This is a genomic window from Propioniciclava coleopterorum (genome assembly GCF_011393335.1).
Classification (GTDB): domain Bacteria; phylum Actinomycetota; class Actinomycetes; order Propionibacteriales; family Propionibacteriaceae; genus Propioniciclava; species Propioniciclava coleopterorum.
The window spans coordinates 2,051,617-2,064,108 of record NZ_CP049865.1; the positions used below are offsets into that span (position 1 = coordinate 2,051,617).

Here is a 12,492-nt window from a genome sequence, read left to right on the forward strand (position 1 = left end):
ACGTGGGGGCGTGGCCGCCGTGGCCGGTGTCCCGCAGGCGGGCGGCTCCCGGTCGGAGGACCTGCCTCCGCCGCCCGGGCCGGCACAACCGGCGACCGGCACGCTGCCCCACGCGTGCGAGGAGCCCAGCCACCCCCGCCGCAGCGGGCTCGGGCTGCCGATCGTCCGACAGCCCCGGTTGTTCGGCCTGGACATGGCGCGCGGGCTGGCGATCGTCGGCATGATGATCGTGCACGTGACGCCGATGGTCACGTCAGCCGGCACGAAGCCCGCTGCCTGGCTGCTGTCCTCGGGCAACGCCGCCGCGCTGTTCGCGGTGCTCGCCGGCGTCGGCGTGGGGCTCACCACGGGTCGCTCCACCCCGCCGCGCGGACGCCGGTGGGTGGCGGCCTGCCTGAACCTGCTCGTCCGCATGGTCTTCATCGGCACCATCGGTCTCCTGCTGGGCTTCTTCATCCCCGCCGAGCACGCCGAGATCATCCTGCCGACGTACGCCGTCCTGTTCGTGATGCTGATCCCGTTCCTGCGGGCCTCGCCGCTGTTCAACCTCTCGATCGGCGTCATCCTGGCGCTGCTCGCGCCCGTCGCGAGCCACATGATCAGGAACACCTGGGCGCTGCCCGGCTGGGACGCGCTGCAGGGCGTCGTCGAGAACCGGACGCTGCTCGATCCGATCATCGACCCCGTCGGGACGCTGCAGTTCGTCGTGCTCACCGGCGCCTTCCCGGCGCTGACCTGGTTCGCCTACTCGCTGGTCGGGCTGGGGACCGGCCGGGCGCGGATGGCGAACCGGATCGTCGCGGTGCGGCTGCTGCTCGGCGGCTTCGTCGTCGCCTGCACGGCTCTGATCGCGGAGTGGATCCTCATGGACGTCGTCGGGGGGCGCAACGCCCTGGGCGCCGTGGCCGCGCGCACCATGAGCCTGGAGAACTTCACCGACATCCTGGTCTGGGGTGCCACGGGCACCGTCCCGACCACCGACTGGTGGTGGAACGCGGTGCTCGCGCCGCACACCGGAACCTCGCTTGACCTGCTGTTCACCCTCGGCGTGGCCACCAGCGTGCTGGGGGCCTGCCTGGTGATCGGGCGCGTCGCCGCGGCGCCGTTCCGTCCCCTCGCGGCCCTCGGCTCGATGCCGCTGACCGCCTACGTCGGCCACCTGATCATGCTCGAGGTGCCCGCGCTGGGGCACGACTCCTGGCCCACCCTGCTCATCCAGCTCGGAATCCTGGTGGCCTTCGCGCTGGTCTGGCGGACGTGGTTCGCGCGCGGCCCGCTCGAGGCCGCCCTCGCCCTGCTGACCGACGCGATCAAGCGGGCGTTCAGCGGGCCCTACCGGCCGGCGCGCAGCAGATGAGCGCCCGGGGCCGCTGCGACGTGTGGGTCGTGCCGGTGGCCCCCGGTTCAGCCGACGCCGTCGCCGGACTCCTGGCGGCGGCGCTGGCGAGTTGGGACGCCAGGCCCGCACCGTTGGTCCGGTCGTGCCGCCGCTGCGGCTCGACCGCGCACGGGCGCCCGGCGCTCTCAGCCCCCGACGCGCCCGCCGTCTCCTGGTCGCGGACGCGCGGGGCGGTGGCGTTGGCGCTGACCGACGCCCCGACCGTCGGCGTGGACGTGGAGGGGCCGCACCCGGACCGCCGCCTGGACACGCTGGCCGACTGGGTCTGGACGCCGCGGGAGCGGGCCGCCGCGGCCACGGCGCCCGACGCCGGCGCGCTGCTGCTGCGGGACTGGGCGCGCAAGGAGGCCGTCCTGAAGGCGTGGGGCTGGGGCCTGGCCCTGCCGATGGCCGAGGTCGACCTGGCCGACCGCCGGGCGACGCGGCCGGGCGAGCGGGACCTCGTCGTCCACGACCTGGGGGATCTGGCGACGGTGTGGGGTGCGCCGACGGCGTCCGGGATCGGGGGCGCGGTGGCCGTCCCGCCCGGCGTCGCCGTGAGAGTGCTCGACGGGCGGCCGTTGCTGGGCCGCCGGCGGGCTACGACTGCTTGACGTCGAGGCGGCCGCTGTAGCGCGCGATCCGGAAGGTGCCGTCGGTCTGCCGCTCGAGGTAGTGCACCGGCTCGTTGCGCGCGGCGAACGTCACGGGGTGCCCGCGAGCGGCCATCTCCAGCCCGGCGCGATACGCGAAGCGGACGCTGATGAGGCCGGTCTCGCCCTCCAGGCCCACCCGGCCGCGCTCGATCGCCTGGGACGTGACCACCTGGCCGCGCGCGGGCTTCTGGATCTCGGCGTCGGCCTCCCAGCCGCTGAACATCAACACGTCGAGGTTCTCGCGCGCGACGGGTTCGCCGCGCAGCGCACGGTCGACCTCGTCGCGCCAGTACTGCTGGGCGAGCGGCGTGAGCTGGCCGATCACGGGGGAGATGAGTGCCTCGGAGGTCGGGCGGCGCTCGGGATCCATGAGTTCCTCGCGGAACTGGTGCGTGAGCGCGAAGTCCACCGAGAACTCCCAGGCCGCCCGGGCCACGTCGGCGCCGACAGCGGTGACGACCTCGGCGTCGTACTCGGGTTCGCGGACCCACAGGCTCGGAGCGGCCGCCTCGGGGTCGACCATCGCGGCGCATCCGGACAGGAGCACGGCGGCCGCGACGGCCGCCACCCCCCGGACGGCCGATCGGCGGCTGATCTGGATGTGGCTCAATGGTCCTCCCGCGACCTCGACAAAGCCTCACCAGTTTACGGTGTCACCCCCCGGAGGGACCACGTTATGCCGTGGGTTCCACGCAACGGATCGGCCCTGACGACGCGCGTCGCCGCGGCCTCGGCGGCCTCACGCGATCGGCTCGCCCTCCGCGGGTGGGGCGCCGGGGTCCGCGGCCAGCTCCGCACGCAGGGCCAGCGCCTCGGCCAGGTCCGCGCCGAACACGTCGGCGTTCCGTGCCGCCAACTCCCGGCGCAGTTCCACGGCGTCGTCCGCGGCCGCGAGCGCGGCGTTCAGATCGCCGCTCAGGCGGGCCTCCCGCGCCCGCTCGAGCAGTTCGTCGGACCGGGCGGCCAGCCGCAGCGAGTCGGCGGGAGGCAGGTCGGGGCGGGGCGGGGGCTGGGTCTCCGCCTCCAGTTCGGCGGCCCGCTCGGCGACCCGGGCACGCAGCCAGGACCACGCCGCGGCGGCCGCGAACCCGATTCCGGCCAGGACGCCGAGCGAGAACACGGTCTGCGCCGTGGCCCCCGTCGCTGCGGCGGCTTCCGGGTCGGTGCCGGCCTGGTAGCTCCACGCGAGGATCGTGCCGCCGGCCACCGCCAGGCAGGCCAGCGACGCGATGATCAAGGTTCGCCGGGACATGGGCCTCGCTTCCGTTCGCAACTGCTGCGATCCACCCTAGGGCGCGTGCCGCGCGGCGCGGCCGACGCCCTGGCGGGTGGCCGTGGGGGGCGGGTTCACCTAACCCGGGGGCGTTTGGTCTGCCGGAGGGGGCGACATGGGGGATGGGACTGACGACCGCGTCGTGGAGAGTGGCGGCCGCCGGCTCCTGGTCTGCGCCGACGACGGGCCGGTGATCGCGTCCACCCAGGACGCGCTGGACCTCATCGGGGCGGCCTTCCGGAACGCGGAGTTCGTGGTCGTGCCCGCGCATCGGCTGGACGCGTCCTTCTTCCGGCTGGGGACGGGGTTCGCCGGCGACGTGATGCAGAAGTTCGTGAACTATCGGGTCAAGCTCGTGGTCCTCGGCGACATCGATGCCCACCTCGAGCGCAGCGACGCGTTCCGTGGCCTGGTGGCCGAGTCGAACGACGCCGACCACATCTGGTTCCTGCCCGATCTCGACGCCCTCGACGCCAGGCTGGCCGGCGCCGCCTGACGCGGCTCAGAGGGTGCGTCGAGCGGCCCTGTTGCGCGACAACCATGGTGGCGTGTTCGCCGCGGTGGTCGGTTCGCCGCGGTGGTCGGTTCAGCCAGCCGGGAGCGCAGGAGGCGGGCGCTCCCACTAGTCCCGGGGGAGGGCGAGTTCGACCACGACGCGGTGCCCCCGGCGGTGCACCTCGCGGAAACCGTGGGACAGGAACGTGCTCAGGACGCCGGTGTAGAGGTCGCCCCCGGGCAGGCGACCGCCGTCGGTGTCGACCGGACGCGCCAGCAGGCGGCTCGCCGCGTTGCGCTCGGCGTGGTCGACGGCGGCCTCGAGCATCTCGGTGGCGATGCCGGTGTGCCGCGCCACCGGCCGGACGACGAAGCAGGTGATGGCCCACGTGGCCGGATCCCCCAGCGGGAGGCGTGCGTTCGGGTAACGCTCCCGGGGGCCCACCTCGACCCAACCGGCGGGTTCCTCGTCGAGGTAGGCGATCAGCCCCGGCGCCGGGTGCTGGCCGACCACCTGGCACAGCAGAGCGGCACGGTTGGCCTCCGAGGCGTCGAAGGACCACTCGGGATCGATGAAGTACTGGCACCAGCAGCGGGCGGGGCCGCCGCGATGCCCGAACACCGAGGCGAGGTCGTCCCAGCGTGCGGGGGTCGCGGGGTAGATGGTGAGGGGTCGTGTCCTCATGACGCCTCCTCAGGGAAAAGACGGTGGCGTTCACCGAGAACTGTACGCGCCGAACTCCCTCACCACTAGGTGCGATGCCAGAAAATCAGACGGAAATCGGGGCGAGGCATGCCTCCGCCGCGGCCTCGGCGTGCGTGGCCATCGAGTCGATGACCGGCAGCGGCGAATCGGCCTGGGAGATGAGGAGTTCGATCTCGGTGCAGGCCAGCACCACGGCCTGCGCGCCGGCGTCCTTCAGGGCCTGGATCTCGGCGACGAACACCGCGCGGCTGGCGTCGGTGACGATGCCCTGGGTCAGCTCGTCGAAGATGATGCCGTCGATCACCTCGTGGCGGTCCGGGGCGGGCGCGATGGCGGTGATGCCGTGCCGCGCGAGGCGCTCGGCGTAGAAGTCCTCGGCCATGACCCACTTGGTGCCCAGGATGGCGAGCCGCTCGAAGCCCTGGCGGGTCGCGGCGGCGCCCACGGCGTCCGCGATGTGCAGCAGCGGGACGCCCATGGCGGCCTCGACGGCCGGGGCGACCTTGTGCATGAGGTTGGTGCCGATGAGCACGGTGTCGGCGCCGGCGCGCTGCAGGCAGCGGCCCGCCTCGGCGAGCAGTTCGCCCGCGGCGTCCCAGTCCTCGGCGACCTGCATGGCGCGCACCTCGTCGAAGTCGAGCGAGTCGATCATGATCTTGGCGCTGTGGTGGCCGCCGAGCGCCTCCTGCACCTTGGCGTTGATGATCCGGTAGTAGTTGATGGTCGAGTACCAGCTCATCCCGCCGATGATCCCGATGGTCTGCATGGCCGCCCCCCTGCGTGTCGAAAAAACCCCCGTGGCTTGCCTCTATGCTCCCGGGGAGTCGGGTTTCCCGGAAGGCCGAGATCGTTGCCGGGGCATAAGCCACACTTATGCCATGGATCCGCGACGCCTGTTGATCTTTCGAGCAGTCGCCCGCGCCGGCTCGTTCTCGGCGGGGGCGCGCGAGTTGGGCTGGACGCAGCCGGCCGTGAGCCAGCACATGGGACGCCTGGAGCGCGAGATCGGGACGCCGATCTTCGCGCGCAGCACCCAGGGCGTCCAGTTGACCGAGGCCGGGCAGGCGCTGCTGCGTCGCGCCGACGAGGTGGCGGGGCTGCTCGCCGCCGCGTCCTCGGAGATGGCCGACTTCACCCTGGCGGGCGCCGGGCGGGTCCGGCTGGTGGCCTTCCCCTCGGCGCTGGCGACGCTGGTCCCGCGCGCGCTGGTCGCGCTCGAGCGCACGCATCCGGGCGTCGAGGTCGCCCTCAGCGAGGCCGAGCCCCCGAGGCGGTCGAGGCCGTCCGCGCCGGCGAGGCCGACGTCGCGCTCACCTTCCGCTACGAACACGAGGACCTGCCCGCGGACCTGACGGCGCTCGCCCTGGCGGTCGAACCCGTCCGGCTCGTCGTGCCGCGCTCCCGCCTGATGCTCGGCGGCAGGGTGGCCGACCCGCACGGGCTGCGGACGCTGGACGGCCTGCGCGAGGCCGTGTGGGCGGCCGGCTGCGAGCGCTGTCGCGCCCACCTGCTGCGGATCTGCGCGTCCGCCGGATTCACCCCGCGGGTGCGGCACACCACCGACGACTACGTGGTGGTCCAGGCCCTCGTCGCCCAGGGGCTGGCCGTCGCCGCGCTGCCGGAGTCGTCGCTGGACGCCCACCATCACCCCGACGTGCTCGCCCTCGACGTCCCCGGGCTCGGCGCGCGCACGATCGACGCGGTCACCCTGCCGGGCGTCGAGCGGGTGCCGGCGGTGGCCGCCGTGCTGGGCGCGCTGGCCGGGGCGTCCTGACGGGAGGGGGCGCCCACGGCCTTGTGGCCTACTCCTCGCCCGTCGCGCGGGCGCCGGCGGGCTCGGTGGCCTGCGGCGACCCGGCGCCGCTGCCGTGCGGGGCCGCCACGACGCGGCTGCCGGCCAATCGGTCGTGCGGGGGGCGTCCGCTGCCGAGGACGGTCATGCCGACCCCGACGCCCACCACCACGTAGGTGAGCGCGGTCGCCGTCAGGATGAACGGGGCGCCGGTCTCGAAGAGTCCGAAGCTGGCGCCGAGCGCGACGGTGTGCCCGAGTTGCCACGGGATGGCGATCTTGGCCACGTTGCGCAGCAGCGCCCGGCCGCGGGGGAGCGGGCCACCGTCCGTCGACCCGACCCGCAGGCCCCGCGCCCGCTTGCCGCGGGTCGCCGCGTGGGGGCCGGACTCGGCGGCCGCGGCCCAGACGGTCGCCACGGCGGCCGGGATGAGGCTCAGGCCCCAGACCGGCCAGAACGACAGCGCGGGGAGGGTCAGGTAGGCGATGACCCCGGGCACCGCGAGCAGCGCGGCCACGCCGAGGTAGCCGAGGCAGTCCAGGGCGTACGCCTGCAGCCGGAGTCCGGCCAGGTGGTTGATGAGGGTGCGGCGGGGCGTGTCGGGCTCGAAGGGTGGGGGCATGCGCCCCAGCGTCGCCCGCCCGCGCGGAACCGTCAAGGGTCGCCGAGGGACGGTGCGTCGGACCCGACACCGCGCCGAGCGGACGCCGGGCGATCCGCCGCCGGGCCATCCGGCACCGGCGGATCCGGGGCTGTCTCTGCCTTGGATAAGTACTTGTTCATATAAAACAAGCCTGATATAAAGAGGTTGTGCACGCCTTCGACATCCTCGGCGACCCCGTCCGGCGCCGGATCCTGGAGCTCCTCGCCGCCGGCGAGGTGCCCGCCGGCGGCATCGTCGACGCCGTGACGGCCGAGTTCGGCATCACCCAGCCGGCGGTGTCGCATCAGCTCCGGATCCTTCGGGATGCGGGCTTCGCCGAGGCGCGTGCGGACGGCCGTCGGCGGCTCTACGCGCTGCGGCCGGAGCCGTTCCGCGAGGCGCAGGCGTGGCTGGAGCGCTACGGGGCGTTCTGGACCCAACGGCTGGACGCGCTGGACACCGAGGTGGCCCGCGTCCGCAGGCAGCGAGAGGAAGACCCGACATGACCGCGACCGACCGACTCGACGTGTTCGCCCGAGCCCTCACGGGCAGCGCGGAGCGCCCCGCCCTCACCTTCACCCGCAGCTATCCGGTGGACGCCGACGACCTGTGGGCGGCCGTCACCGACCCCGCCCGCCTGGCCCGCTGGCTCGGCGCCGTCGAGGGCGCCCCCGCGGGGGTGGGGGATTCCTTCCGCGTCGACCTGGGCGACCACGACCTCGTCGACCTGGTCGTCACGGCGTGCGGGCCGGGTCGCGTCGCCTGCCGGTGGCGCTACCCGGGCGAGCCCGACAGCGAAGTGGTCGTCGCGGTCGCGCCCGAGGGCCCGGGATCGCGCCTCACCCTCACCCACGCCCAGTTGGCCGCGGCTGCCGCGCTCGACTACGGCGGCGGCTGGGAGGACCTGCTCGACGCCCTGGCTGCACGCCTCGCAGGTGGGGCCGCCGGTCCGGTGGGCGACGATGGAGGTTCCTGGCCCGTCGGCGGCTCGGTCGACCGGTGGCGGACGATCCGCGACGGCGTCCTGGAACTCGAGCGGACGATCGCCGCGTCGCCCGACCGAGTCTGGGACGCGCTCGCCACGCCTGAGGGGTTGGCGTCCTGGTGGTGGCGGCACTGGGGCGACGTCGTCGTGGAGGCCGACGTCCGGCCCGGCGGCGCCTACCGGATCGCGGCACCCGGCGCGGGCATCGTCCTGGAGGGGCGCTACCTCGCCGTGGACGCCCCGGACCACCTCGCCCTCACCTGGGTCTGGACCGACGCGGACGGGGCCACGCGCGACGAGGCGGTCGACCTCGCGCTCGCCGAGGCCGGCGACGGGGCGACCCTGCTGACCGTGCGGCACAGCGGCCCGTGGGCCACCCCGGCGCCCGCGCAGGACTACCGGCAGGGCTGGGAGTTCACCCTGGCGCAGCTCGCGGACGTGCTCGCCGGGTCTTGACAGGTGACCAAATGGTCACCTAATGTCGAGGGCATGGACGACAGCGACGCAGTGTTCAAGGCGCTGGCCGATCCTGTCCGGCGACTGCTGCTGGATGCTCTCTTCGAGCGGGACGGCCGCTCGCTCGGGGAGCTCGAGGCCGTCGTCAACGACCACGTCGAGATGACCCGGTTCGGCGTCGCGAAGCATCTGCGGCAGCTGGAGGCGGCCAACCTCGTCACCACCCGCAAGCAGGGCCGGGAGAAGCTCCACCATCTCAACCCCGTCCCCATCCAACAGATCCACCGACGCTGGATCGGCAAGTACACGCGGCGGGCGACCATCGCCGGCGCCTTGCTCGACCTGAAGTCGGCCATCGAGGAGGAACAGCCATGAGCGACATCCAGATCTACACCGTCTACATCGAGGCCCCCGCCGCCCGCGTGTGGGACGCCATCACCACATCGGAGTTCACCAACCAGTACGGCTACGGCGGCGACACCGAGGTCGACCTGACCCCGGGCGGCGTCTACCGCAACCTCACCTCGCCCGGCATGAAGGCGATGGGGATGGGGGACGTGGCGGTCAGCGGCGAGGTGCTGGCCGTGGAGCCGAGGTCCCGCCTGCAGATCACCTGGGCGCCCGCCTGGTACCCGGACGCCGCCCCCACCACCGTGACGTGGGAGCTCACCGAGTTCGAGGGGCCGCTCACCAAGGTCGTCCTGACGCACGACGTCTCGGCGAACCCGGAGCTGGGGCGCGAGATCGCCGGCGGCGGCGAGCCCACCCAGGGCGGCGGTGGCTGGCCGTGGATCCTGGCCGGGCTCAAGACCGTCCTCGAGACCGGACGCCCCATGGTCAACTCCGGCTCCTGACGGCTAAGCCGAGCCTGAACCGACGTGGCTCGCTCCGCACCGCGGGGCGGGCCTCCGGTCGTTCTCGGGGTCCGCGGTCGGATTCCCCACAGCGTCAAGCCGCTGAGATCCGGTTTCGGCCCCGCGTCAGCTGCGGCGGGCGCGGTCGAGCGCCAGCGCGAGCTGAGTGCGGTCGGCCGCGTCCAGCTTGCGGAGCAGGGTCGAGACGTAGTTCTTGACCGTCCCGGGCGCCAGGTGCAGGCGCCGGGCGATCTCGGGGTTGCTGAGCCCGTCGGCGACGCAGTCGGCGACGGCCCGCTCCGCGTCGGTGAGGGACGCGAGGGGATCCGGCGCCGGCTCGCGCGGCCCCGCCAGCGCCGTCCGGGCGACGCGCGGATCGAGGTGGAGCCCGCCGCTCAGCGCGGTGCGGACGGCGGCGACCACCGTTTCGGGGGAGGTGTCCTTCAGCAGGAGTCCGGCCGCACCGGCGGCCAGCGCCTCGGACACCACCGCCTCGGTGTCGAAGGTCGTCAGGGCGAGCACGGGCAGCCCCGGGAACTGCTCGGCGCAGCGCCGGATCAGCTCCGGCCCGTCCATGCCCGGCATGACCATGTCGGTCAGGACGGCGTCCACCTCGGTGCGCGCCAGCAGGGCCAGCGCGTGCGCACCGTCGCGCGCCTCGGCCACGACCCGCGCCTCGCCGGTGCTGTCGAGCAGCATCCGCAGGCCGCGGCGCAGCAGCTCCTGGTCGTCCACGACGAGCAACCGCAGCCGCGTCATGCGGCCAGGCCGCTCGGGTAGCGGGCGTCCAGCACGAACCCGGACGCCTCGGGTGCGGCCCGCAACGTCCCGCCGGCCGCCTCGACGCGCGCCCGCAGGTGGCGGAGCCCGAAGCCGGGTTCGAGCCGTCCCGTCGGGCCGCCGTCGTCGGCGATCCGTACCCGCCGCTCGTCGCCGCCGTCGAGCGTCACCGTGACCGACGTCGCGTCGGAGTGGCGCGCCACGTTGGTGAGCCCCTCCTGGATGATCCGGTACGCGAGTGGGTCCAGGCGGGCGGTCTCCCCGGTGTCCGCGCGGACGAGGTCGACCGCCAACCCGGTGCCCGCGAAGGCGCCGGCGAGGCGCGCGAGGGCGGCGTCCAGATCGATGGTGGTGGCCTCCTCGGCGGTCAGCGGGCTGAGGCTGCGCACGAGCAGGCGCAGCGAGGCCAGCGCGTCGCCCGCCTCGGCGCGGGCGCGCTCGACCTCCGCCCACGCCGCCCCGGGGTCGGGGCGCAGCCGGAGCGCCACGTCCAGCCCCATGCCGACGATCGTGAGCCGCTGCCCCAGTTCGTCGTGTAGGGCGCGGGCCTGCTCCATGCGCTCGCGGGCCAGTGCGCGGTCCAGTTCGGCGAGCGCCTCGTCGCGACGGGCGGCCGCCTCACGTTCGCTCAGCGCGCGCGCCAGATCCAGTTGGGCGATCGCCTCGGAGGCGAGGATCCCCAGCGCCACGAGGACGCCCACCATGGCGAGGTTCTCGACCGCGCCGCCCCGCGGGGGCCAGATCGCGTAGCTCGTGGCGACGGCCGCCACGACGGCCGCCCCGACCGCGACGGCCGTCCAGCGGCCGAACTCCCACACCAGCCCGCACAGGGCGAGCGCCGCGAGCGGCACGCCGGAGACGTTGCCCGAGACGCCCCACACGGCCAGGCCCAGCGCGCACAGCGCCACGGCCCATCCGCGTCCGGGTCGGCTGCCGCGCGTGCGCCACCAGCGGGTCGCGACCAGGGCGGTCGCCGGGGCGAGGGCGGCGAGCGCCGCCGCGTGCCACCACGGCCGGCCGCCGTCCAACAGGTACAGGGCGCCGAGCAGCGCGGACGCGCAGGCGACGCCGAGGGTGGCGGCCGCGAGGCGTCCGAACCGGCGGGAGGCGGCGACGTCGGGGGTCATGCCTCCCCATTGAACTGGACGCGCCCGACCGGCGCATGTGACCGGGGTCACATCGCGGGCCGCCGGGTCGTGACCGCGGGCACTGGGGCGGGGCGTCGCGAACCGGTGGGCTGGAGGCATGCGAACCGAGAAGGAAATCATGACCGGGGTGAACGGGTCCGAGCCGGACCTCCCGCGCGGGCGGGGCCGGCTGGGGACGCTCGGGCGGTGCCTGATCGCCGCCGTGGGGATGCTCGCGTGCGCGGCGGCGCCCGCGCTGGTGCTGCTGATCCCGCCGCTGGGGCCTGGCTGGCGACCCCGCCGGGCGGCGGCGTCCTCACCGCCCAGGTGGCCGTCCTGACCGCGTCCTACGGGCTGGCGCCGCTGGCGGCGTGGCTGCTGTTGCGCCTGTGCGCCCGCGTCGAGGGGGTGTCGTGGCGCAGCTACCTGGGTCCCGCGTCCGGCCGCCGGGCCGTGGCCGTGCTGATCACGACGGCGCTGCCCGTGGCGGCGGTGACCGCGGCGGCGTCCTGGGGCGCGTGGTGGTCCGGTCTGGACGCCGGGCGCCCCGTGCTCGGCGGCGCGGGTGGCCTGCCGCTGTTGCTGGTGCTGTTCTACGGCCTGGCGCGGGCGTTCGTCCTGCAGGGCATCCAGGAGGAGTGGTGGTTCCGCGGCTTCGCCTTCGTGGACGTGCGCCGGCATCCGTGGTTCACCCTCGCGGCGACCACCGTGGCGTTCACGGTGCTGCACCTGACGTCCTCGGGTGGCCAGCAGTCGGGCGCCGAGCGCGTCCTCTACCTCGCGCTCCCGCTGGGCATGGGCCTGTGGGCCGGGGTGGAGCGCTGGTGCTCGGGCACCGTGTGGGCGGCGGTCGGCGTCCACGGCGGCATCCACACGGGGCTGCTGGTGCCGGCGCTGCTCGGCTGGCCGCAGGGGCCCGCGTCCTGGGTGGTGCTGGGCGTGACGCTCACCGTGGCGGCGGCGCTCCGGCTCGCGCTCGCGCGGCCCTAGCGCCCGTCGCGACCGTGAGGTGTCGTTCTGGTGCCGCCAGTGGGCCGGCGCGCCGGCGCGAATCGCCGTGACCAGGGGCGATGCGTCGGGGGTCGCGCGCTCGGGGCACCAGAACGACACGATGCCCCGGGACGCGGACGCGCCGCCCGGGAAGCCCGGGCGGGCGTCAGTGCTGATCGGGCCTCAGCGGCCGAAGATGCGGCCGAAGATCCCGCCGCTCGAGGACGACGACTCGGCCTTCTCGTGGCCGGGGCACCATTGGCCGGCGGGCACGGTGGCCTTCACCGAGTCGATGTGCTGGCCGCAGCCGGCCCAGGTGGTCTTGCCGCAGGTCTTGCAGGAAACAGGTCGGCACAT

Annotated in this window: 17 protein-coding genes and 1 pseudogene; 10 read left to right on the forward strand and 8 right to left on the reverse strand. The window is 74.5% G+C overall.

What is annotated here, in order from left to right:
• The first annotated feature begins 10 nt into the window (after window positions 1–10).
• Both G7070_RS09815 and G7070_RS09820 read left to right on the forward strand, forming a co-directional pair.
• Window positions 11–1,357, forward strand: coding sequence for a heparan-alpha-glucosaminide N-acetyltransferase domain-containing protein (locus G7070_RS09815; protein WP_166233587.1), 1,347 nt, complete (start codon window positions 11–13; stop codon window positions 1,355–1,357).
• Window positions 1,354–1,992, forward strand: a complete 639-nt coding sequence (locus G7070_RS09820; RefSeq protein ID WP_166233588.1) for a 4'-phosphopantetheinyl transferase family protein — start codon at window positions 1,354–1,356, stop codon at window positions 1,990–1,992. The genes G7070_RS09815 and G7070_RS09820 overlap by 4 nt, the downstream gene beginning before the upstream one ends.
• Here the strand turns inward: G7070_RS09820 and G7070_RS09825 are convergent.
• Together G7070_RS09825 and G7070_RS09830 are read right to left on the reverse strand one after the other, a co-directional pair.
• Window positions 1,979–2,644: a hypothetical protein gene (locus G7070_RS09825; protein WP_166233589.1), complete on the reverse strand. Its 666-nt coding sequence runs from the start codon at window positions 2,642–2,644 to the stop codon at window positions 1,979–1,981. The genes G7070_RS09820 and G7070_RS09825 overlap by 14 nt on opposite strands.
• 129 nt (window positions 2,645–2,773) lie before the next feature.
• A complete protein-coding gene (locus G7070_RS09830; RefSeq protein WP_166233590.1) occupies window positions 2,774–3,286 on the reverse strand; it encodes a hypothetical protein in 513 nt (170 codons plus the stop codon).
• A 136-nt stretch (window positions 3,287–3,422) separates the two neighbouring features.
• On the opposite strand from G7070_RS09830, the gene G7070_RS09835 reads away from it, so the two are divergent.
• Complete coding sequence (locus tag G7070_RS09835; protein WP_166233591.1) at window positions 3,423–3,803, forward strand: DUF4180 domain-containing protein; 381 nt, start codon at window positions 3,423–3,425, stop codon at window positions 3,801–3,803.
• Between the two features lie 126 nt (window positions 3,804–3,929).
• On the opposite strand, the gene G7070_RS09840 is transcribed toward G7070_RS09835, so the two are convergent.
• Window positions 3,930–4,487 carry a GNAT family N-acetyltransferase gene (locus G7070_RS09840; RefSeq protein WP_166233592.1) on the reverse strand — a complete coding sequence of 186 codons (558 nt, stop codon included), beginning with the start codon at window positions 4,485–4,487 and terminating at the stop codon, window positions 3,930–3,932.
• Between the two features lie 85 nt (window positions 4,488–4,572).
• Window positions 4,573–5,274 (reverse strand): aspartate/glutamate racemase family protein, encoded by a 702-nt coding sequence (locus G7070_RS09845; protein ID WP_166233593.1) that lies wholly within the window; start codon window positions 5,272–5,274, stop codon window positions 4,573–4,575.
• Between the two features lie 112 nt (window positions 5,275–5,386).
• Here G7070_RS09845 and G7070_RS18680 point away from each other — a divergent pair.
• Window positions 5,387–5,512 (forward strand): annotated as a pseudogene (locus tag G7070_RS18680) (LysR family transcriptional regulator); the annotation flags it as partial.
• A complete protein-coding gene (locus G7070_RS18685) occupies window positions 5,464–6,282 on the forward strand; it encodes a LysR substrate-binding domain-containing protein (protein ID WP_246227836.1) in 819 nt (272 codons plus the stop codon). The pseudogene G7070_RS18680 and the gene G7070_RS18685, both read left to right, overlap by 49 nt.
• A 28-nt stretch (window positions 6,283–6,310) precedes the next feature.
• On the opposite strand, the gene G7070_RS09855 is transcribed toward G7070_RS18685, so the two are convergent.
• Window positions 6,311–6,922, reverse strand: a complete 612-nt coding sequence (locus tag G7070_RS09855; protein WP_166233594.1) for an RDD family protein — start codon at window positions 6,920–6,922, stop codon at window positions 6,311–6,313.
• A gap of 188 nt (window positions 6,923–7,110) precedes the next feature.
• Here G7070_RS09855 and G7070_RS09860 point away from each other — a divergent pair, with 188 nt between their 5' ends.
• Genes G7070_RS09860 through G7070_RS09875 form a run of 4 tightly spaced genes read left to right on the forward strand, consistent with a single transcriptional unit; the run spans window position 7,111 to window position 9,238 of the window.
• Entirely contained in the window at window positions 7,111–7,449 is a 339-nt protein-coding gene (locus G7070_RS09860; protein ID WP_166233595.1) for an ArsR/SmtB family transcription factor, read from the forward strand.
• Window positions 7,446–8,384 (forward strand): SRPBCC family protein, encoded by a 939-nt coding sequence (locus G7070_RS09865; RefSeq protein WP_166233596.1) that lies wholly within the window; start codon window positions 7,446–7,448, stop codon window positions 8,382–8,384. Before G7070_RS09860 ends, G7070_RS09865 begins: the two co-directional genes overlap by 4 nt.
• Before the next feature lie 33 nt (window positions 8,385–8,417).
• On the forward strand, window positions 8,418–8,759 hold the full coding sequence (locus G7070_RS09870) for an ArsR/SmtB family transcription factor (RefSeq protein WP_166233597.1): 342 nt from the start codon (window positions 8,418–8,420) through the stop codon (window positions 8,757–8,759).
• On the forward strand, window positions 8,756–9,238 hold the full coding sequence (locus G7070_RS09875) for an SRPBCC domain-containing protein (RefSeq protein WP_166233598.1): 483 nt from the start codon (window positions 8,756–8,758) through the stop codon (window positions 9,236–9,238). The genes G7070_RS09870 and G7070_RS09875 overlap by 4 nt, the downstream gene beginning before the upstream one ends.
• Window positions 9,239–9,364: 126 nt before the next feature.
• Here G7070_RS09875 and G7070_RS09880 read toward each other — a convergent pair whose 3' ends face one another.
• Both G7070_RS09880 and G7070_RS09885 read right to left on the reverse strand, forming a co-directional pair.
• Window positions 9,365–9,997, reverse strand: a complete 633-nt coding sequence (locus tag G7070_RS09880) for a response regulator transcription factor (protein WP_166233599.1) — start codon at window positions 9,995–9,997, stop codon at window positions 9,365–9,367.
• Window positions 9,994–11,145 carry a sensor histidine kinase gene (locus G7070_RS09885; protein ID WP_166233600.1) on the reverse strand — a complete coding sequence of 384 codons (1,152 nt, stop codon included), beginning with the start codon at window positions 11,143–11,145 and terminating at the stop codon, window positions 9,994–9,996. The genes G7070_RS09880 and G7070_RS09885 overlap by 4 nt, the downstream gene beginning before the upstream one ends.
• 237 nt (window positions 11,146–11,382) lie before the next feature.
• Here G7070_RS09885 and G7070_RS09890 point away from each other — a divergent pair, with 237 nt between their 5' ends.
• Complete coding sequence (locus G7070_RS09890) at window positions 11,383–12,135, forward strand: CPBP family intramembrane glutamic endopeptidase (RefSeq protein WP_166233601.1); 753 nt, start codon at window positions 11,383–11,385, stop codon at window positions 12,133–12,135.
• A 183-nt stretch (window positions 12,136–12,318) separates the two neighbouring features.
• Here G7070_RS09890 and G7070_RS09895 read toward each other — a convergent pair whose 3' ends face one another.
• Window positions 12,319–12,492 (reverse strand): DUF8730 family Cys-rich protein, encoded by a 174-nt coding sequence (locus tag G7070_RS09895; RefSeq protein WP_166233602.1) that lies wholly within the window; start codon window positions 12,490–12,492, stop codon window positions 12,319–12,321.

Excerpts from the sequence above, each read along its gene's own strand:
- G7070_RS09885 (WP_166233600.1), bottom strand. The coding sequence starts at position 11,145 with ATGACCCCCGACGTCGCCGCCTCCCGCCGGTTCGGACGCCTCGCGGCC.
- G7070_RS09870 (WP_166233597.1), top strand. The coding sequence starts at position 8,418 with ATGGACGACAGCGACGCAGTGTTCAAGGCGCTGGCCGATCCTGTCCGG.
- G7070_RS09875 (WP_166233598.1), top strand. The coding sequence starts at position 8,756 with ATGAGCGACATCCAGATCTACACCGTCTACATCGAGGCCCCCGCCGCC.
- G7070_RS09845 (WP_166233593.1), bottom strand. The coding sequence starts at position 5,274 with ATGCAGACCATCGGGATCATCGGCGGGATGAGCTGGTACTCGACCATC.
- G7070_RS09830 (WP_166233590.1), bottom strand. The coding sequence starts at position 3,286 with ATGTCCCGGCGAACCTTGATCATCGCGTCGCTGGCCTGCCTGGCGGTG.
- G7070_RS09865 (WP_166233596.1), top strand. The coding sequence starts at position 7,446 with ATGACCGCGACCGACCGACTCGACGTGTTCGCCCGAGCCCTCACGGGC.
- G7070_RS09820 (WP_166233588.1), top strand. The coding sequence starts at position 1,354 with ATGAGCGCCCGGGGCCGCTGCGACGTGTGGGTCGTGCCGGTGGCCCCC.
- G7070_RS09880 (WP_166233599.1), bottom strand. The coding sequence starts at position 9,997 with ATGACGCGGCTGCGGTTGCTCGTCGTGGACGACCAGGAGCTGCTGCGC.
- G7070_RS09840 (WP_166233592.1), bottom strand. The coding sequence starts at position 4,487 with ATGAGGACACGACCCCTCACCATCTACCCCGCGACCCCCGCACGCTGG.
- G7070_RS09835 (WP_166233591.1), top strand. The coding sequence starts at position 3,423 with ATGGGGGATGGGACTGACGACCGCGTCGTGGAGAGTGGCGGCCGCCGG.
- G7070_RS09895 (WP_166233602.1), bottom strand. The coding sequence starts at position 12,492 with ATGTGCCGACCTGTTTCCTGCAAGACCTGCGGCAAGACCACCTGGGCC.
- G7070_RS09855 (WP_166233594.1), bottom strand. The coding sequence starts at position 6,922 with ATGCCCCCACCCTTCGAGCCCGACACGCCCCGCCGCACCCTCATCAAC.